Genomic DNA, 18776 nt, shown 5'->3' with positions numbered 1-18776 from the left:
CCACAGGGAGCCCCCTGTGGGACGCTTTTATCGTTTCTTATTTCCGTGCGGCCCGGCCTTTTCCGGCGTTGTTCAGCTTCCGCACCAGATCATTCTGGTGCTTGCGCTGGGAGGGCGTGGGCTCCGGGTCCCGCTTTTCCTCGGCACGGGCGTTGGTCTGCGCGGTGTCGGGGTCAACGCGCACAAGGTTCCATTCCTGATTGCCGCCCGAGACGTAATTCCAGATCTGGGCCTGTGCACCGTTGGAGGTGTTCATGCCCACAAGGTCGATGTACTTGTCGGCCAGCACATTGCGGATGCGGGTGCGGCCATTCCGGGTGGACTCCAACTCCCAGCACTGGCTCAGCCCGCTGGTGCGGCCCCACTGATGCAGCCAGGTGCCCTCGACCACGCCGCCCAGGGCCAGATCGATGAACTTGCCTGTAAAGCGGTTCCTGATCCGCCAGCGTCCCTCGCCAGCGTCCACGAACTGCCACTGCTGCCACGGATGCCCGGCGTAGTCCCACAGACGGATGGCCGCGCCGTTCTCCGTGTTGAAGTTCTTGATCTCCAACACCTTCCCATTGGGTGCCTTGATGAGGTAAAACTCATTTTCCAGTAAAACGACCTGAGATGCTTTTGCCATACGTCCGTGTCTCCTTTCCGGTAAAATCTGGTTTGACGCTTCTATTATAGCGGATTTCCCGGTGCGCAACAAGATTGATTCTTGACGAATATTTTTCTTTTTATTGTGCATTTTGCACTTTCTGCAGCTTTCGACAGAGCCACGGCCCGGCGTACCACAACACCAGACAGACAAGCCCGATCAGCCGGATCTGCGTGTTGGTGCAGTGGGTGTTCAATTCCAGCCCGATGCCGAAGGAAAGGAGATTGGCGGTCAGCGCATAGAGGATGGGGTGAGGCTTTTTGCCCTCCGGCCAGGGTAGATACCGGTTGTAGACAAAGGCTTCCACGGAGAACACCAGCACCTCCAGTGCAAAATAAAGGAAATTGCCCCACATCGGCCCGAGGTAGAGTGTGCCGTAGCACAGCCCAAGGTTCAGGATGATCTGCGTGGCAAGGTTGACCTTGCCGATGAGAGCGCGCTGGGCGGGGCCGCGCAGCCCGAAAAGCAGGATGCCCCACGTCAGCTCTAAAATCAGGGTAATGAGCACCCGGGCGGCAAAGGAGGAAAGGATGTCAGAATCGTTGCGGTTATGGTAGACCCGCAGGCCGTCTTGGGAATCGAGAAGCACCTGCCACTCGCTGGAAAAGGCATAGCGCTCCACCGGCTCCTGACTGCGGTAGAATGTACCAGTCTCTATATTATAGAGCAAAACATAGAACTTGTTGGGCGGGTAGTAGCCCCAGACGAACTCCTCGTCGGCCGTGCCGGGGTATTCCTGAAAATAGCCCAGAAAGTAGTAGCCCTCGGGGGCGGGATAGTTCCGGAAGGCCTCCCAGGCCTCCCGGGAACCCATCCGCTCCCGGTAGTCTGCCGGGGCGGTCCAGGGGCCGTTGAGGGCCGTATTGCCCAGCAGGGTGACCGCATAGCGCTGGCCCGGTGTGTAATAGAGCTTGAGCGTGACCGAGGGCTTGGGGCCCATGTCCGCAAAAACGGGCAGGGAAAGGGCCAGCACCAGCAGGGCCGAGAGGAAAAAAGCAAAAATTTTTTTGCGAAAAATTTTCTTCATGGCGGTGTCCTCACTTCAAAAAACAAAAAATTCCGACACGTCTTTCCTTAACCTGTAAACGTATGAAAAACAGCTGTTATTGCAGGGCGCTCTGCACAAAATTGCAGATGGAGCTTTGTGCACCATTTCCTGTTTTTCTTACAAGTACAAAACGCCCGTTTTCGGCCTCTTTCAGGGCAGAATATGAACAATTTGTTTCCGGCTCACGGCCAATTCAGGACACTGACTTCACATTTATAAAGCAAAGCGAACTTCACTGCTTTATTTACATGAACAAAACGGCTTTCAAAAGAAACTTTAATTTGTTTCACGTTTTTGGATATTGACTTTATATCAAAACTGCGGTATAGTAAGGATGCGGAGAGCGGAAAACGCCCCGCCGACACTTGAGCTTCAGGCGTAAGCCTGTGAGAAAAATATAGGAGGTTTGACTTATGTACTATTACATTCTGGGTTGCGGCATTGCTTGTCTGGTTCTGTTCGGCATCAACAGCATGGATACGGTGGATGTCAAGCCGGCCGAGATCCTGGGTAAGGTCATTCTGTGGCCCGTTGCCCTGATGGAAGCAGTTGTTCGTTACAGCTCCACGCATCACAACATCAAGACCGCGCTGTAAAACATCTCGTTCCAAACCAACGAAGAGCAATCAGGCGGCTGCGCTTTCAAAAAGGAAGGCGCAGCCGCCTTTTTGTTTTGCACTTTACGGCGTTGTATGGTACAATAACACCAGAACTTTTAGGGAGGGAAATTGCTATGACCAATGAGACCTTACATACCCTTGAGACCCGCCGCAGCTGCCGCGCCTACAAGCCGGAGCAGATCACGAAAGAGGAGCTGGAAGCCGTTCTGCGTGCAGGCACCTTTGCCCCCAGCGCCATGAACCGCCAGAGCGCAAAGATCGTGGTGGTGCAGGATGGCAGCCTTGTGATGGGCAACCTGATGAACGCTGCTGCCGCCATCGGGCTGGGCAGCTGCTGGATCAACCGCGCAAAGGAAGAGTTCGAGACCGAAGAGGGCAAGGCCCTGCTGAAGAAGTGGGGCATTGAGGGGGACTATATCGGTGTGGGCCACTGCATTCTGGGCTACCCGGCAGAGGAACCCCGCCCCGCCGCCCCCCGCAAGCCGGATTATATCGTATACGCATAAGGAGCACTATGAAACCCGATTACAAGCTGGTCGCAAAGGCCAAATACATTCACGCCAACGCTGACCTTGCCAGTGAGATCTGGCACGAGGTCTACAAGCGCTATTACCCTGCAAAGCAGCTGGACACACTGGTGGAAACGCTGCAGAGCGCCGATGCCATTGAGGCGGATATCGACAACGATGTGAACTATTTCCTCGTGGTGCTGGGCGGCAAGACCATCGGCTACTTTGCCTGGAAGATGGAGAATACGGCTCTGCACCTGCTCCACCTCTACCTCAAGCCCGAGTACCGGGGCAAGGCACTGGGCCGGGATATCCTGGCCACCTGCGAGCGTCTGGCCCGGGGTGAGGGCCGGGGCCGCCTGTACTGCGAGGTACACACCAAGTGCCTGCCGGTGCTGCAGTTCTTCAAGACCAAGGGCTACCGCGTGCTGGGCCCAGCCGAGGCAGAAGCGGCGGGCATTCCCATGCAGCTGACCACGCTGGAAAAAATGCTGTAAATTTCCCGTTGATTTTTTGCCGCGTTTGCACTACAATAAAGTAGTGTATTGAAGTGCCCCGCGCGGGCCAGACCCAACCTGAACGATAGGGGAGGAACAAGCCATGGCAAAAGATCATCCCACCGGAGAGTCCGGCCTGTATTCTGCATTGCTGGAACTGAAAACGCCTGAGGAGTGCTACCGCTTTTTGCAGGATGTGTGCAGCTACGCTGAGCTCAGTGCAATGGAGCAGCGGTATAACATTGCGGAAAAGCTGGTCAACAAGCAGAGCTATACCAGCATCATGGGCAACATTGGTGCGTCCAGCGCCATCATCAGCCGGGTGAGCCGGGTCATCAGCAAGGATGACAGTGTGCTGCGCCGCCTGCTGGAAGAAAAGGCGGAACAGCCCGCCGAAGAATAACACGGACCGCGCGCCGCGGGGCAGGGGAGCACCCGCCCTGCGGTGCGCTTTTTTAGAAGGGAGTCTGTAAAGATGAGTAAGGCAGTTGTATTTTTTGCCGATGGCACCGAGGAGTGCGAAGCTCTGCTGGTGGTAGACCTGCTGCGCCGCGCCAAGGTGGAGGTCATCGTGGCCTCTGCCATGGGCCGCAGGGAGCTGGTGAGCAGCCATAAGATCCACCTGACCGCCGATGCGCTGGCCGAGGAAGTGGATTATTCCGATGTGGACATGGTCGTTCTGCCCGGCGGGATCCCGGGCACACCCAACCTTGCCGCCAACAAGACGGTCACCGAGACCTGTGCCGCCTTTGCAAAGGCGGGCCGGAAGGTGGCCGCCATCTGTGCCGCCCCCAGCATCCTGGCCTCTCTGGGCCTGCTGGAGGGCAGGAACGCCACCGCCCACGCTGGCTTCCAGGATCAGCTGGCCGGTGCCATCGTCCACGATGAAGAGGTCGTGGTGGATGGCAACATCACCACCAGCTATGGGCTGGGCGGTGCCATCCCCTTTGCACTGGAACTGGTGCGCCAGCTGGCCGGTCAGGCAGAGGCGGAGCGTATCCGGAACGCCATTGCGTATCGGCACTGAGAAAGGGGATACGGTATGCGCTTTATTACCTGCCGCTTGCCGGACGGCGTGGAAGACCCGGCGATTTTATCGGAGGATGGGCGGCAGGTCTGGCCGCTGAGCTGGCTGGGCCTGAGCTATGAGACCCTGAGCGAGGCCATCCCGTTTCTGACCCCGCAGGTGCGGTATGGGCTGTCGCTGGCCATTGCGGGCATTCCCGCTCTGCCTGTGGAGGCCGTCACGCTGGAAAGCCCCATCCCGGCCCCGGCGCAGGATGTCATCTGTCTGGGCATCAATTATATGGCCCACTCCGATGAGGCGGAGAAATATTCTGCCGCTGCCTTTGCCACCAAGCACGAGGATGCCATCTACTTTTCCAAGCGCGTGACCCGCGCCGTGCCGGACGGCGGCCCCATCGAGGCCCACACCGATCTGGTGAAAAAGCTGGATTATGAGTGTGAGCTGGCTGTGGTGCTGGGCAGGGATGCCAGGGACGTGCCCGCCGGTCAGACCCGGGACTATATCTTCGGCTACACCATCCTGAACGATGTCTCGGCCCGGGATGTGCAGACGACGCACAAACAGTGGTACTTTGGCAAGAGTCTGGACGGCTTTACCCCCATCGGGCCCTGCATCGTCACGGCAGATGCCTTTGCCGACTACCCGCCCAGGCTGGGCATCCGCAGCTTTGTCAACGGCGAGAAGCGGCAGGATTCCAATACGGCCCTGCAGATCTTTGACATCGACCATGTCATTGCCGAGCTTTCGCAGGGTATGACCCTGAAAGCGGGCACCATCATTGCCACCGGCACCCCGGCGGGTGTGGGCATGGGCATGGACCCGCCGCAGTTCCTCAAACCCGGAGATGTGGTGCGGTGCGAGATCGATGGTATTGGTACGCTGACAAATCCGGTCAAGTGATTCCAAGACGTAATATCTTTGACAGAGTATATGAACTGTTATATAAATGAACATGAAATTGCTCTTGTTCATATACTGTTCAAAATAAGTTCATTTGAAATTCACACACTTCCGGTATACATAGGGCAACAAAGGCGCACACCGCGCCGCATCCCCTGTGCAGTAACAGCACGGCAGGCCGCAAAGGATGCCTGTTGTGTGAGAGGAAAGGAATTGGAACGCTATGAAAATTGGTTTTACAGAGCTGATCCTGGTGGCCATCGTGGCCTTCGTGGTCATCGGCCCCGATAAGCTGCCCGAGTACGCCCGCAAGCTCGGCAAGATGCTGCGGGAGCTGAAGAAGTACACCGGTGCCGCTTCCGAGGAGATCCAGAAGAATGTGGTGGAGCCCCTGAACGAGATCCAGGCCCCCATCAAGGAAGCCGTTGCTCCCCTGACCGACATCAAGAAGGACATCGACGACAGCATGAAGGATGTCACCAAGAGCTTTACCAACATTGGTAAGACCAGCAAGGAAGAAGCCAAGAAGGCCGAAGAGGTCGAGGAGGTGGCCGAGCTGGAGGAACCCGTGGAGGAGCTGCCCGAAGAGCCCGCCAAGGCGGAGGAGCCTGTCGCTGAGCCTGTGAAGGCAGAGGAAAAGGCAGAAGAGCCTGCTGCAGAGGAAAAGCCCGAGGAGGCCCCCGCTGCAAACGAAGCCCCTGCCGAGGCTGCTCCCGCTGAGGAGGCTGCCCCTGCCGAAGAGGCAAAGGTCTAAGTACATGGATACACCCGCGCCCGCGGTTGTAGGATAAAAACTGGAATCCAGCCCGCCAGAGCGGCGCGGCAAGAGTAAAAAGGAGATTATTATTATGAGAATCGGACCTCAGGAGCTTATCATTGTTCTGATCATCGTTCTGGTCATCTTTGGACCCAAGAACCTGCCGAAGCTGGGCAAGATGTTCGGCAAGACCATGAAGAACTTTAAGGAAGGCATGGACGACGTGGATGAGAACGGCGATGCCAAGCCTGCCGAGACCAAGACCGAGGAAAAGGCTGAGAAGAAGGACGAGGAGTAATTTGTGGCTACCAACGTGAAGCGCAAAAAGAAAGCCGAAGTCATGTCGGACGACGGCAGCATGACGCTGACCGGACATCTGAAAGAGCTGCGGAACCGGCTGATCATCTGCGCGGCGGTGTTTGTAGTGGGCGTGATCGGTTTCCTGGCAATTTCGGATAAGCTGATCGACCTGCTGACGGCCATGGCAATGAATGCGAACTACACCTTCGTGTTCCTGGCCCCGCAGGAAAAGCTGATGCAGTATTTCCGGGTGTCCCTGATCGCTGCGGTGATCGTGACCATTCCGGTGGCGCTGTATCAGGTCTACGCCTTTGCAAAACCCGGCCTGAAACGGAGCGAGAGCTTCTTCTTCCGGCTGGTGCTGCTGTTCGGTCTGGCTCTGTTCTGCGTGGGTGTGCTGTTCGCCTACAAGGTCACCCTGCCGTTCATGCTGAACTTCCTCGTCACGCTGGAGGGTACCGATTACATCACGGCATCCATCAGCATCGAGAGCTACATCAACCTCTGCCTGACCATGTTCATCATCTTCGGCTGTGTGTTTGAAATGCCTCTGGTTACCATCATTCTGGCCAAGATGGGCATTGCAAACCCCGAGATCATGAAGAAGGGCCGCGGCGTTGCCATTGTCCTGATCTTCCTGGTCGCAGCCATCATCACCCCGCCCGATATCGTGTCGCAGTGCTTCGTGGCTGTGCCCATGTGCCTGCTGTACTTTATCAGCATCTTCCTCAGCGGCATTTTCTATAAGCCCAAGACGGATGATGACGACGAGGATGAGGATGACGAAGAGGAATCCTCTGACGAGGAGTAAGTTCTCCCAAGGCTTTCCGGCCCTCCCACTGCGGGAGGGCCTTTTGCTTTGCCAAAAATCGAAACGGATTTTCGGCTTTTTGCATAAATCCTGTTTCAGCCTCTGTCTTTTGCAAATGGATATGTTATAATGATAACGATGAGAAAACCGGCGGCCTGACCGCCGCAAAGAAGGGGTAAATGAATATGAAAGAGTACGCATTCGGCATCGACCTGGGCGGCACCACGGCCAAGGTGGGCCTGTTCACCACGGCGGGCGCTCTGCTGGAAAAGTGGGAGGTGCCCACCGACACCTCCAATGCAGGTGAACACATCCTCGGGAACCTGGCCAAGGCCGTGAAGGACAAGATGCAGGAAAACGGCATCACTGCCGAGCAGGTGGAGGGCGTGGGTGTCGGTGTGCCCGGCCCTGTGCTGGACAGCCGCATCGTGCCCATTGTCTGCGCCAACCTCGGCGGCTGGGGTGAGCGGAACGTCTCCATCCAGCTGTCCGGCCTGCTGGACGGCATCAAGGTGCTGGTGGGCAACGATGCCGATGTGGCCGCGCTGGGCGAGATCTGGATGGGCTGTGCCAAGGGCTGCCGCAGCGCGGTGATGGTCACGCTGGGCACCGGTGTCGGCGGCGGTGTCATCGTCAACGGCAGGATCATCGAAGGTGCACACGGTGCAGGCGGCGAGATCGGCCACATTACCGTCAACCCCCACGAGACGGCGGTCTGCGGCTGCGGCAAGCACGGCTGTCTGGAGCAGTATTCCAGCGCCACCGGCGTGGTCCGCTGTATGAAGAAGCTGCTGGACGAGAACCCGGACACCCCCTGCACCCTGCGCGGCACCGACTTTGCCGCCAAGGATGTCTTTGATGCCGCCCGTGCAGGCGATGCACTGGCCGCCCGTGAGGTGGACGAGATGACCGACACCCTGGGCATGGCGCTGGCCTCTATTGCCTCCACCACCGACCCCGAGATGTTTATGGTGGGCGGCGGTGTCGCCCGTGCCGGAGATGTCCTCTTCAACCCCCTGCGGGAGCATTTCAAGACCTATGCCTTCAGTTCCTGCCGCGAGACCCCCATCGTTGCCGCTACCCTCGGCAATGATGCCGGCATCTATGGTGCTGTGCGGCTCATCGTGGGAGAATAAGATGAAGCTGAATCTGCAAGTTACCCGGTTGCAGGATGGTGCAAAAGTGCCAGTACATGTTGTGGCGGCGGGAAAGCTGGATTTTCAGCAGACTGCCAGCATGGGATGGCAGACGAATTGGAAAACGATGGACACTGCATATTTCCCGAATCGTGTTGCACTGAAAACAGAAGAACAGGAATTGCTGGGTTTGATGTCTTACTTCTGCGATGATCGGTTTCTGGCATTAGAACTTGTCTATCTGGAAAGTCAGCCGGAAAGCAATGCAAATCTTCTGCATCAGAATGGACAGGAAAAGAAGTATCAGGGAATTGCAAAGGCATTATTTGCATATGCAGTACAGGAATCTATCAATCATGGCTATGATGGCGTGGTACTGTTCAAAGCAAAAACGGATACTCTTCTGGAATACTATCTTCACGAATTTGGAGCACGTCCGGTAGGGAGATATGACCCATTCCGGTTAGTACTCTGGGAAGATGCTGCACAAAGATTGATTGCAGAATACGAGGTGAATGCAGATGAATGAACCGATGGAAAGAAGCTGGGTCACACCGCTGAATGAGGAAGATCGGGAATATTTTTCCTATTTCCGCACAGTTTGTAAGAGGTACAATATCAATCCATCCAGAGCGACCCGTCTGGAATACGACTTTGTGACCCGTGTGGCAGAAAGTGAGTTTTACTTGCAGAAAGCTGCGACCTGATGAAATGGTTGAGCCCCATGCCTGCACTCTGAATGTGTGGGTATGGGGCTTTTTCTATTTTTGAAATATAAAATACAAGACAAAAAGTAAATTATACTTGACATAATGTCTGGTGAGTGTTATTCTGTATCCAGAGGGAACGAGTTCACCCTCACAGGAAATAGACGAGGTGACAGGATGCCGAAGAATCTGAAACTGAAAGCTGCCCGCGCGGAAAAAGATATGACGCAGGGGGCATTGGCAGAAGCGGCTGGGGTCTCGCGCCAGACCATCAACGCGATCGAAAAGGGCGAGTACAACCCCACCATCAATCTCTGCCGCAGCATCTGCAAAATTCTGGGAAAAACACTGGATGAACTGTTCTGGGAGGAATGAGAAATGAAATTTTCACTGTACAGCAAGAAAAATGTTCTGGATGAGATGCAGGAGCAGACCATGTCCAAAATTGAGAGGCGTGGCTTCTGGCTGATGTGGGGCGGTCTGCTGGCCGCAATGGTGATTCAGCAGCTGACGGGCAATGCAGATAAAGCGACCGGAGAAGGGGTCGTTTTTATGGCCGGATGTGTTTACACCGTTGCAGAGTGCGTCCGGAATGGCCTGTGGGACCGCCATCTTTCTTCCAGTATGGGTGCCAATGCGGTTTGTTCTCTGCTGGCGGCTGTGGCGGTTACGGTGCTTCATGGCCTGACCTATGGCTATTGGATGGGCGCTGCGTTTACTGGTGTTTCGACAGGTCTGCTCTGCTTTGCACTGCTCCAATTCTGTGCACATCTGGTGAAGAAGAACCGGAAAAAGTTGGACGATGAACCGGAAGAAAAATAACACCTGATTTTCCACAACAAAAAGCGGAACCGTTGAAAACTCAGCGGTTCCGCTTTTTGTTGTTGCAATTATTTCTGATACCGGATGCTGTCTTTTTCGGTGATAGGCCGCAGCACCTTACAGGGGTTGCCCACGGCCACCACGCCGGAGGGAATATCCTTTGTGACCACGCTGCCTGCACCGATGACCGTGTTGGAGCCGATGGTGACCCCGGGCAGGATGGTGACATCACCGCCCAGCCAGACGTTGTCCCCCAGTGTGATGGGGGCTGTGGTCTCAAGGCCGCTGTTGCGCTCTTCCGGCAGCATGGGGTGGATGGCAGTGTACATGCCGCAGTTGGGGCCGATGAAGCAGTGCCTGCCCAGTGTGATTTTTGCGCAGTCCATCAGGTAAGCACCGTGGTTGATGTAGGTGCCCGCACCGATGAAGCAGTGATAGCCGTAATCCACATACAGGTGCGGCAGAATGACCACATGTTCTTCCATGTGGGGCAGCAGCTGACGCAGAAGCTCTGCCCGCTTTGCTTTTTCAGAGGGGCGGGTCTGGTTGAACTCGGTGTAGAGCTCCTCGGCTTTCTCTCGTTCGGCACAGAGCTCCGGGGTGTAGTTTGCGTCGTACCAGAGACCTGCTTCCCATTTTTCACGTTCTGTCATAAACGTTCTCCTGTTATAAGGTGTCCTCACCGGGCAGCTGGTTCCACAGGCGGTAGTACACGCCCTGCTTTGCCAGCAGCTGGTCGTGAGTGCCGGATTCCACAATGCCCTCGGAGCCAAGCACAAGAATACGGTCGTAGTTCTTGATGGTGGTCAGGCGGTGGGCAATGGTCAGGGTGGTGCGGCCATGGGCCAGCTTTTCCAGGCTCTGCCCCACAAGGATCTCGCTCTCGTTGTCCAGTGCGCTGGTGGCCTCGTCCAGGATCAGGATGGGCGGGTTCTTCAGGAAGACACGGGCAATGGCGATGCGCTGCTTCTGGCCGCCCGAGAGCTTGACACCGCGCTCGCCGACATAGGTGTCGAAGCCGTCCTTCAGGGCCATGATAAAGCGCTCTGCACCGGCCAGACGGGCGGCTTCGATGATCTCCTCCCGGGTGGCATCGGGCTTGCCGTAGGCGATGTTATCCGCCACAGAGCCGCTGAACAGGTACACGTCCTGCTGGACGATGCCGATGTCCTCGCGCAGGCTCTTGAGGGTGACCTGCTGGATGTCCTGCCCGTCGATGTAGATGTGGCCGCTGGTCACATCGTAGAAGCGGGGGATGAGGTTGCACAGGGTGGTCTTGCCGCCGCCGGATGGGCCGACCAGAGCCAGCCGCTCGCCTGCCTTGATGTCCAGACTGACATGGTGGAGCACCTTGTTGTGGTCGTCCGGGTACTCAAAGCTGACATCGTCAAAGCGGATGGCACCGGGGCCGGGCTGCAGGGGCCGGGCATCGGGGGCATCGTGGATGGGCACGGGGGTGTCCATGATCTCGGCAAAGCGCTCGATGCCGGTCATGCCGCGCTGGAACTGCTCGGCGAACTCGACGATGCGGCGGATGGTGGCGATGAGGGTGGTGACATAGAGCATGTAGGCCACCAGGTCACCGGCGGTGATCTTGCCGTTGACCAGCGACAGGCCGCCCGCCAGAATGACCACCAGATACATCAGGCCGTCGAACAGGCGGGTGGAGGTGTTGAAGGCAGCCATGGCGTAGTAGCCCAGCGTTTTGATGTGCTCAAAGTCCTTGTTGCCCTGCTCGAACTTGACGCGCTCCTGCTCCTCGGCGGCAAAGGCTTTTACCACGCCCTGCCCCAGCAGGCTGTCCTCGATGGTAGCGTTCAGCTCACCGATCTGGATACGCTGCTGCCGGAACCGGGCACGCAGACGGCCGTTCAGGTAAACGGAAACCACGCCCATCAGGGGCACGCAGGCGAACACCGCCAGCGTCAGCGGGATGCTGGCCTGGCACAGGATGATGAAGGAGGCCAGGATCTTGATAAAGGCGATGAAAAATTCCTCGGGGCAGTGGTGGGCAAACTCGGTCACATCGAACAGATCGTTGGTGATGCGGCCCATGATGGTGCCGACCTTGGTGTTATTGTAATAGGTGTGGTCGAGCAGCAGCAGGTGGTCGAAGGCATCCCGGCGCATGTCGGTCTCGATGTGCACGCCCATGATGTGGCCGATGCCGGACATGAAATACTGGGCCGCGCCGTCGATGATGCGGAGCACAAAGTAGATGCCAGCCAGCTTGAGCACGATGCCGGTGGTCAGGGTGATGCCAACGCCCATGGCCGAGTTGGTGATGGTGCTCATGATCTTGGGCAGGAAGATGTCACACAGGGTGGTCAGCGCGGCGCAGAACAGGTCGAGAAAGAGCACTGCCTTGTGCTTTGCCAGATAGGGTAAAAAGCGGCGGATGAGCGCGCCGCTGCTGTTGTGATGCGCTCCGGGGTCTTTGATGCTTTGCTTTGCCATGGTTCCTCCTTTTTAACGGGCTCACCCTCTCCGTCATTGCTGACGCAATGCCACCTCCCCCAAAGTGGGAGGCTTTGGCAGGATTTGCAAGCTTCATCTTTATGCCAAGGGCTCTCCCTTTGGGAGAGCTGGCGAGCGAAGCGAGACTGAGAGGGCGAGCAATTTTATCTTTTCCTATAATCCCGTTCGCCGTAGACCGCGGTGCCAATGCGCACCAGCGTTGCGCCTTCGCGGATGGCGTTCTCGTAATCGCCGCTCATGCCCATGGAGAGGGTCTGCATCTCCACGTTGGAATAGCCGCGCTCCCCGGCCTTTACGAACAGGTCATGGACGGCGGCGAGATACCGGCGGTTTTGTGCATCGTCATCATTGACCGGGGGAATGGCCATCAGGCCCTTGACCCGGATGTGCTCCTGCGCGGCAGCGGCATCCAGCAGGGGCCAGAGCGCTTCTGGCGAAACGCCGCTCTTGCTCTCCTCCCCGCCGATGTTCACCTCCAGCAGGACGTTCTGCACGATGCCCGCCTTGGCGGCTTCCTTCTCGATGGCGGTCAGAAGGTGTTCACTGCCCACGCTCTGGATCAGGCTGGCCCGGCCCAGGACTTTTTTGATCTTGTTGGTCTGCAGGTGCCCGATGAAATGGCTGGGCTTGCCGCAGTAAGCGCCTGCGTCAAAGTTTGCGCAGAGCTCCTGCACATGGTTTTCGCCAAACACGTCAATGGGCAGGGCGGCACTTGCGGCCACGGTTTCAGCGGTGCGGGTCTTGCAGGCGGCGCACAGCTGGACCTCGGCAGGGTCGCGGCCTGCCTCCCGGGCAGCGGCGGCCATCTTTTCACGGATGGCCAGCACGGCCTCCCGCATCTCTTCCGGTGTTTTTTCTGCCATAAGGCATCAGTCCTCCTCGGTATATTTTGCGCGCTCTCCGCCAATGAGCTTCGGACGGGTGCGGGCGCAGAGAATGTTTGCTTCACCGATCCGGTTCAGGCTCAGCCGCACCGGCACGGCCACCCGGCGCAGGTGCATCCCGATCAGGGTGCCGCCAATGTCGATACCGGCGTGGGCGCGGATCTCCTCCACAGCAATGGGATCTTTGCACTGCTTCCAGCAGGTGGTGGCCCAGCTGCCGCCCGCATGGGGCCGGGGCACGACACACACTTCCTCCCAGCCGTATTGTTCGGCGGCTTCCCGCTCAATGATAATGGCCCGGTTCAGGTGCTCACAGCACTGTGCCGCCAGCCAGATGCCGCGCTGAGCCAGCACCGGTGCAATGCCTGCATACACGGCCTGTGCGGCCTCCAGACTGCTGTCCTTGCCGATGTGCCCGCCCACGATCTCGCTGGACGAGCAGCCCACCACGAACACGTCGCCTTTTTTCAGCTTTGCCTGTTCCAGCAGCTCTTCCACTGCCTGCCGGGCTTCCGCCTGGATCTGCTGTTTGAATGCGTCTGTCATATCAATTACCTCGTATCGATCGGTTGCCGCGATGACCCGATGTTCTGTGTTCGATTGGGCCCAAGCGTTTACAACAATTTTTCCGGGATGCCAAGAGCTCCCCTGGCAGGGGAGCTGGCACGCGAAGCGTGACGGAGCGGTTCAGACCCGTACAGAATAAAGCGCTTTTTCTCCCGCAATGCCAAAATACACCCGGTTCTCCACCGGGCAGAGGGCAGAGCTGCTGCCCTGAGGCTTGCCGGAAAAGCTCCACAGCCAGCTTCCGCTGGCGGTGGAAACGGCCTCGGCGCGGATGCCGTCGGCGGGCAGGGAGAACAGGTTCTCCTGCATCGATTCGCTCAGCCGCAGAGCCACGCCGCGCAGGAAGGTGCTGCTTGCATGGCGTTCCAGCCAGCTGGAGCTGGCCCAGCGGTAGCTGATGTAGAGGGTGCTGTCCTCATCCAGCGCCAGCGCGCCGGGATAGCCCGGCAGCCCGCTGAAGCTGCTCTGACAGCCCTTGCCCCCTGCAGTCAGGCCGCGGGCAGAGGCCGCAACGCTCCAGATGCAGCGGCTGCCGAGGTCGGAGATGTAGAGGGTCTGGGTGCGCTCGTCCAGCGCAAGGCCGGACGCTCCGGCAATGCCGCCCACCACCTGCTCCACGGTGCGGGCAGCGGGATCATAAACGTATACCGCACCTGTTCCGGTGTGGGCCAGCAGCTCGGTGCGCAGGGCAATTTCCAGCCCCTGTTCCGCGCTCTCCTGCCCGACCACGGCAAAGTAGACCTTGCCGTCCGCACCGACCTCTACGGCAGAAAGGGCCCCCAGCGGGGCCCCGTCGATCTGCGTGACCACCTGCACTACCGAAGCGCCCCAGCTGTCGTGCCGGGCGCGACAGAGGGTGCCCCCGGCAGGGGTGAGAACTGTGAGCCACAGGTCTCCCGCAGCATCGAACGCAAAGCCGGTCAGCTCGCCCTCTACGCTCAGGATGACCGCAGCGTTGCCGCCGTCGGTGCGCACCAGATCGCTGGTGCGTTTTTTCAGGGAGGAGCCGTTCCACGCCGTCGCATAGACAAGGCCATCCCGGGTGCGGATGCAGTCCACACCCTGATACCCGCCCAGATCCCAGATCTCCCTGCGGTCGGTGGAAAGCTCTGCCTGCGCCGCGCCGGAGGCCTGCCGGTGATCCGGGGCGGTGTAGGCTTTGGGCGGGGCCTCAATGGGCCGGAGCACCAGCGCCCAGACCAGCGCCGCAACCACGGCCAGCGTAAACACGATGCTCAATTTCTGGAACCTCTGGAGCACTTCCTCCCGCTCGGCGGCACGCTGGGCCTCCTGCACGGCCCGGCGGCGGGCAGCGGCGGCGCTGGCCCGGTTGGCGCGGCGAAGCCAGCGGTCTACCCACAGGGCCGCACTGGGCCCGATGGTCAGTGACGCGATGAGCAGGATGAGAAGCAGTTCAACGAATCCGATGCGCATAGGCAGATTTCCTTTGTTCTGATGGTTGTTTTTATCAAATCAGTATAGCACACTTTATAGCAGAGAAGCAAGCCGGCGGCAGGCTCCTGCTGTTTCTTGCGGGGCTTTTGTGGTATACTAAAAGAAATGGGGCGGCGGTTTTCCAAACCATTCACTTAAACTTCACAAAATTTTCCAATAATTATATTATGATACCCCTAGAAACTGGAGCTATTTTGATAACGAGGAGGAAACCTCAGATGGCAAAGATACTGATCGTTGATGATGAACCCCGCATCCGGGAACTGATCCGGGAGCATTTACAATATGCAGGCTATGTCTGCGAGGAAGCGGGCGACGGCTCTGCCGCCCTTTCGCTGCTGAGCGGCGGCGGCTTTGATCTGGTGATCCTGGATGTGATGATGCCCTTTATGGACGGCATGACCTGCCTGCGCGAGATGCGCGCCCGCCACATCAACACGCCGGTGATCATCCTGACCGCGCGCGGCGAGGAATATGACAAGCTGGCCGGTCTGGAAGGCGGCGCGGATGACTATGTGGTCAAGCCTTTCTCCCCGCGGGAGTTGGTGGCCCGTGTCAAGGCGGTGCTCAACCGCACCATGCCCCGCTCCGAGGCATCGGACGGCACCATGACCTTCGGCGAACTGACCATCGACACGGCCAGCCACACCGTGCGGGTGGCGGGCGAGGATGTGAGCCTGACCCCCAAGGAGTTTGACCTGCTGGTGTTCCTGGCCTCCAACAAGGGCATTGCCCTGAGCCGGGAGAAGATCCTGCAGAAGGTGTGGAACTACGACTATTTTGGCGAGGACCGCACTGTGGATACCCATGTCAAGATGCTGCGCGGCCATCTGGGCAAATGCCGGGGCTATATTGCCACCGTATGGGGCATCGGCTATAAGTTCGACCCGGATGCAGCGCGTTAAACAGGAGGTTTGCGGTTGATGCGGCAACCCGAAAAAAAGCGGCGTACCGTGGGCATCCGCGGGCAGCTGATGTGGTTCCTCTGCTTCATCTGCCTGCTGCTGCTGGTGCTGTTCTGGTTTTTGTGCACCCAGCTGCTGGAGCCCCTGTACACCACCCATATCCAGAAGCAGCTGACCGAACAGGCGGATGCCATCGTGCAGAAGCTGGACGATGCCATTGCCGACGGCCAGACCCTCTCTTATTGGGGGTTCGGCAGTCAGCTCTATGTCAACAGCCAGTTCTTCAACCAGCTCGGCAGCGAGATCTACGAAAACGGCGGCATGAGCAGCTTCTGCGTGGATATCTCCGATGTCACGCTGCGGCAGATCTTCAAGGTGGAGAATCTCTCCTACTGCAACCTTCACCGCACCCGGCCCACCGATGAAAACAGCGAGCTGCCCTCTTACAGCACCGCCCGCGCCATGCGCCAGCTCTGCCGCGAGACCGGCAGCTGCGTGCGGAAGATCAATCCGCCCACGCCCTCGGGCACGGTGGAGCTGATGGTGGGCAGAACGACCTCCGACGGCAGCTATACCGTGCTGGTGACCACAAGCCTGATGCATGTCTCGGAGGCCGGCGAGGTGATGAGCACGGTGCTGCCGCTGGCGGCGGCGCTGATCTTTGCCTTTTCCATGAGCGCGGCGTGGCTGTTCAGCGAGTGGTTCACCAAGCCCCTGCGCCAGCTTTCGGGCGCGGCCCGGCAGGTGGCACAGGGCGATTATGCCGTTCAGGTGGAGACCAACCGCCGGGACGAACTGGGCGACTTGGCGCAGGAGTTCAACCACATGGCCAAGGAAGTCCAGCACGCGGCTCAGATGCAGCGTGACCTGCTGGCGAATGTCTCCCACGACCTGCGCACTCCGCTGACCCTCATCAAGGGCTATGCGGAGACGGTGCGGGACATCACCGGCGATGACAAGGCCCACCGGGACGAGCAGATGAACATCATCGTGGATGAGGCCGACCGGCTGACGGCGCTGGTCTCCAGCGTCATGGAGCTGAGCAAGGTGACCAGCGGCGCGGAAAAGTGCGAGAAGGTCCATTTTGATATGGGCCAGCTCTGCGATGAGGTCAGTGAGCGCTATGACGCGGTCTGTGCCCAAAATGGCTGGCAGCTCAAGCTGGAACTGCCGGAGGAAGAGCTGCCTGTCTATGCCGACCCCAACATGATGCAGCGCGCCCTCCACAACCTGCTGGGCAACGCCATGCACCACATCGGCGGGGACGGCATCTTCCTCCTGCGGGCCTCTAAGGTGCCCGAGGGGGTCCGGGTGGAGATCGAGGACCACGGCCCCGGCATCTGTGCCGAGGATCTGCCCTATATCTTTGACCGGTATTACCGCTCCCGCTCCGATGCGGGCAAGCAGGGCACCGGCCTGGGGCTTTCCATCACCAAGGCCATCTTCCAGCAGCACGGCTTCCGCTTCGGCGTGCAGAGTACGCTGGGCAAAGGCACGACCTTCTGGTTCATTGCAACGGATACCAAATAAAGCGGCCCTCTCCGTCATTGTTTCGGAATGACGGAGAGGGTCGCTCTTTTTAAGCATCTGCTTTCCGGTAAATGCCCAGACTGTTGTCCGGTTCCGGCATCTTCACGCGGGAGGCGCGGTCGTTCACCTTGACCAGCATCCAGCCCATCAGGGCCAGCACCACCACGATAATGAGCCATTTTACGGCGTTGGGGAGTTTTTTCATATTCGTATTCCTTTGTTTTTGATCTCAGGGGCGGCAGAGCTTCCGCGCCCGGGCCAGCAGGGCGGCGGCATCGGCGGCAGAGGGCGCTGCGACCCAGTCCGGGCGCTGGCGAGCCCCCGGGCCGCTGCTTCCGGTCTCGGCAAAGCGGGCAAGGCAGGTGTCCGTGCGGTCATTCCAGCCGGAAAAGCCCTCCGGCGCAATGTGGGCTCCAAGGCGGCAGTCCAGTACGGCAGTCTTGCCGGTGGGCCGCCAGGGCCTGCCCAGATAGACCGTTCCGGCGGGGCAGTCGGAGACGAAATCGCAGTCCCAGAACACGAAGCCCAGCCCGTTGGCACTGCCCGAAGGGGCGGTGATGTAGCTGTGGGGAAGGTGGTTGTCTACCGTGCGCAGGATGCACTGCTCAAACAGGACATCGGCCCCGCCAAAGATGAAGTCGATGTCCCCCGCGATCTCACAGCTCTGGTAATACTGCGCCGAGGGGCGGCGGGGCGCAAACTTGCGGGGGCCCAGAAAACCGTCCTTCTCCCGTTCAGCCTCGGGCAGGGGCGCGCAGAAGAGCGTGTCCTGGTTGCCCAGCAGCCTTACCCGGCGGAACACGGCCTTTTCGGCATCCACATAGGCAGCAATGGCCTGCCCCACGGCACTGCCCGGACCGGCATCGTTGGCAATGGTCAGATCCTCCACCGTTACGCTGCCGCCGCTGAAAAAAGCGGTGTAGCTGCGGAAGGTGTGGGTGGGCCGCCCATCCGGGTGGGGCAGCTTGCCGCCGTCCCCAAAGATCAGGGTGGTAGCATCAGCTCCCGCGCCCCGCAGGGTGAGCGCCCGTTTTTCACAGACCAGCTTTTCCCGGTAGATGCCGGGGCCGATGCAGATCTCTGCTTCCAGCTCGTAGGGCACCGCCAGCACGGCCTCCGAGATGCTGGCAAAATCGCCGCTGCCATCCTGGGAAACGGTGAGTTTTAACATGGGCAG

The 18776-nt window shown here is 58.8% G+C and carries 25 protein-coding genes; 16 read left to right on the top strand and 9 right to left on the bottom strand.

Annotated features, from left to right (window positions below; translation table 11 throughout):
• Positions 1-37: 37 nt before the first annotated feature.
• Together P0G09_RS12055 and P0G09_RS12050 are read right to left on the bottom strand one after the other, a co-directional pair.
• Positions 38-625: an RICIN domain-containing protein gene (locus P0G09_RS12055; RefSeq protein WP_035394617.1), complete on the bottom strand. Its 588-nt coding sequence runs from the start codon at positions 623-625 to the stop codon at positions 38-40.
• Positions 626-725: 100 nt separating this feature from the next.
• Positions 726-1673, bottom strand: coding sequence for a hypothetical protein (locus P0G09_RS12050; RefSeq protein ID WP_275252788.1), 948 nt, complete (start codon positions 1671-1673; stop codon positions 726-728).
• Between the two features lie 434 nt (positions 1674-2107).
• Between P0G09_RS12050 and P0G09_RS12045 the strand changes: the two genes are divergently transcribed.
• The 14 genes from P0G09_RS12045 to P0G09_RS11980 all read left to right on the top strand — a co-directional run bounded on the left by P0G09_RS12045 (position 2108) and on the right by P0G09_RS11980 (position 9780).
• Positions 2108-2290, top strand: a complete 183-nt coding sequence (locus tag P0G09_RS12045; protein WP_005934654.1) for a hypothetical protein — start codon at positions 2108-2110, stop codon at positions 2288-2290.
• Positions 2291-2427: 137 nt separating this feature from the next.
• A complete protein-coding gene (locus P0G09_RS12040; RefSeq protein WP_275252787.1) occupies positions 2428-2820 on the top strand; it encodes a nitroreductase family protein in 393 nt (130 codons plus the stop codon).
• A gap of 8 nt (positions 2821-2828) precedes the next feature.
• Entirely contained in the window at positions 2829-3320 is a 492-nt protein-coding gene (locus tag P0G09_RS12035; protein ID WP_005934652.1) for a GNAT family N-acetyltransferase, read from the top strand.
• Positions 3321-3423: 103 nt separating this feature from the next.
• Positions 3424-3723, top strand: coding sequence for a YerC/YecD family TrpR-related protein (locus tag P0G09_RS12030; RefSeq protein WP_005934651.1), 300 nt, complete (start codon positions 3424-3426; stop codon positions 3721-3723).
• A 72-nt stretch (positions 3724-3795) separates the two neighbouring features.
• Positions 3796-4347 (top strand): DJ-1 family glyoxalase III, encoded by a 552-nt coding sequence (locus P0G09_RS12025; protein WP_005934650.1) that lies wholly within the window; start codon positions 3796-3798, stop codon positions 4345-4347.
• Positions 4348-4362: 15 nt separating this feature from the next.
• The gene (locus P0G09_RS12020; RefSeq protein ID WP_275252786.1) at positions 4363-5247 is read left to right on the top strand and encodes a fumarylacetoacetate hydrolase family protein; all 885 of its coding nucleotides are present in this window, start codon (positions 4363-4365) and stop codon (positions 5245-5247) included.
• 223 nt (positions 5248-5470) lie between these two features.
• Positions 5471-6001 (top strand): twin-arginine translocase TatA/TatE family subunit, encoded by a 531-nt coding sequence (locus P0G09_RS12015; RefSeq protein WP_275252785.1) that lies wholly within the window; start codon positions 5471-5473, stop codon positions 5999-6001.
• 94 nt (positions 6002-6095) lie between these two features.
• Positions 6096-6302 (top strand): twin-arginine translocase TatA/TatE family subunit, encoded by a 207-nt coding sequence (tatA, locus tag P0G09_RS12010; protein ID WP_097771347.1) that lies wholly within the window; start codon positions 6096-6098, stop codon positions 6300-6302.
• A gap of 3 nt (positions 6303-6305) precedes the next feature.
• Positions 6306-7115: a twin-arginine translocase subunit TatC gene (tatC, locus tag P0G09_RS12005; RefSeq protein ID WP_005934641.1), complete on the top strand. Its 810-nt coding sequence runs from the start codon at positions 6306-6308 to the stop codon at positions 7113-7115.
• 185 nt (positions 7116-7300) lie between these two features.
• On the top strand, positions 7301-8251 hold the full coding sequence (locus tag P0G09_RS12000) for an ROK family glucokinase (protein WP_156058694.1): 951 nt from the start codon (positions 7301-7303) through the stop codon (positions 8249-8251).
• Between the two features lies 1 nt (position 8252).
• Positions 8253-8780: a hypothetical protein gene (locus tag P0G09_RS11995; RefSeq protein WP_275252784.1), complete on the top strand. Its 528-nt coding sequence runs from the start codon at positions 8253-8255 to the stop codon at positions 8778-8780.
• On the top strand, positions 8773-8958 hold the full coding sequence (locus tag P0G09_RS11990; RefSeq protein WP_097773200.1) for a hypothetical protein: 186 nt from the start codon (positions 8773-8775) through the stop codon (positions 8956-8958). The genes P0G09_RS11995 and P0G09_RS11990 overlap by 8 nt, the downstream gene beginning before the upstream one ends.
• Before the next feature lie 177 nt (positions 8959-9135).
• Complete coding sequence (locus P0G09_RS11985; protein WP_005934630.1) at positions 9136-9333, top strand: helix-turn-helix transcriptional regulator; 198 nt, start codon at positions 9136-9138, stop codon at positions 9331-9333.
• Positions 9334-9336: 3 nt separating this feature from the next.
• Positions 9337-9780, top strand: coding sequence for a DUF6773 family protein (locus tag P0G09_RS11980; protein ID WP_275252783.1), 444 nt, complete (start codon positions 9337-9339; stop codon positions 9778-9780).
• A 68-nt stretch (positions 9781-9848) separates the two neighbouring features.
• On the opposite strand, the gene P0G09_RS11975 is transcribed toward P0G09_RS11980, so the two are convergent.
• The 5 genes from P0G09_RS11975 to P0G09_RS11955 all read right to left on the bottom strand — a co-directional run bounded on the left by P0G09_RS11975 (position 9849) and on the right by P0G09_RS11955 (position 15143).
• On the bottom strand, positions 9849-10433 hold the full coding sequence (locus P0G09_RS11975) for a sugar O-acetyltransferase (RefSeq protein WP_098924203.1): 585 nt from the start codon (positions 10431-10433) through the stop codon (positions 9849-9851).
• 13 nt (positions 10434-10446) lie between these two features.
• Positions 10447-12237 carry an ABC transporter ATP-binding protein gene (locus P0G09_RS11970; protein ID WP_275252782.1) on the bottom strand — a complete coding sequence of 597 codons (1791 nt, stop codon included), beginning with the start codon at positions 12235-12237 and terminating at the stop codon, positions 10447-10449.
• 164 nt (positions 12238-12401) lie between these two features.
• Positions 12402-13121, bottom strand: coding sequence for a YggS family pyridoxal phosphate-dependent enzyme (locus P0G09_RS11965; protein WP_275252781.1), 720 nt, complete (start codon positions 13119-13121; stop codon positions 12402-12404).
• 6 nt (positions 13122-13127) lie between these two features.
• Complete coding sequence (locus P0G09_RS11960) at positions 13128-13688, bottom strand: TIGR01440 family protein (protein WP_156066657.1); 561 nt, start codon at positions 13686-13688, stop codon at positions 13128-13130.
• A gap of 141 nt (positions 13689-13829) precedes the next feature.
• On the bottom strand, positions 13830-15143 hold the full coding sequence (locus tag P0G09_RS11955) for an SMP-30/gluconolactonase/LRE family protein (protein WP_275252780.1): 1314 nt from the start codon (positions 15141-15143) through the stop codon (positions 13830-13832).
• A gap of 239 nt (positions 15144-15382) precedes the next feature.
• Between P0G09_RS11955 and P0G09_RS11950 the strand changes: the two genes are divergently transcribed.
• Positions 15383-16069 (top strand): response regulator transcription factor, encoded by a 687-nt coding sequence (locus P0G09_RS11950; protein WP_035394613.1) that lies wholly within the window; start codon positions 15383-15385, stop codon positions 16067-16069.
• Positions 16070-16087: 18 nt separating this feature from the next.
• Positions 16088-17599 carry a HAMP domain-containing sensor histidine kinase gene (locus P0G09_RS11945; protein WP_275252778.1) on the top strand — a complete coding sequence of 504 codons (1512 nt, stop codon included), beginning with the start codon at positions 16088-16090 and terminating at the stop codon, positions 17597-17599.
• Between the two features lie 49 nt (positions 17600-17648).
• On the opposite strand, the gene P0G09_RS11940 is transcribed toward P0G09_RS11945, so the two are convergent.
• Together P0G09_RS11940 and P0G09_RS11935 are read right to left on the bottom strand one after the other, a co-directional pair.
• The gene (locus P0G09_RS11940; protein WP_166444380.1) at positions 17649-17804 is read right to left on the bottom strand and encodes a hypothetical protein; all 156 of its coding nucleotides are present in this window, start codon (positions 17802-17804) and stop codon (positions 17649-17651) included.
• 24 nt (positions 17805-17828) lie between these two features.
• The gene (locus P0G09_RS11935) at positions 17829-18770 is read right to left on the bottom strand and encodes a pectinesterase family protein (RefSeq protein WP_275252777.1); all 942 of its coding nucleotides are present in this window, start codon (positions 18768-18770) and stop codon (positions 17829-17831) included.
• Positions 18771-18776 lie beyond the last annotated feature (6 nt).

The sequence above is a fragment of the Faecalibacterium sp. DFI.5.82 genome, assembly GCF_029076575.1.
Lineage (GTDB): Bacteria > Bacillota > Clostridia > Oscillospirales > Ruminococcaceae > Faecalibacterium > Faecalibacterium duncaniae.
Note: the sequence above shows the minus strand (reverse complement) of the source record. Positions and strands in the feature narration are given on the sequence as shown.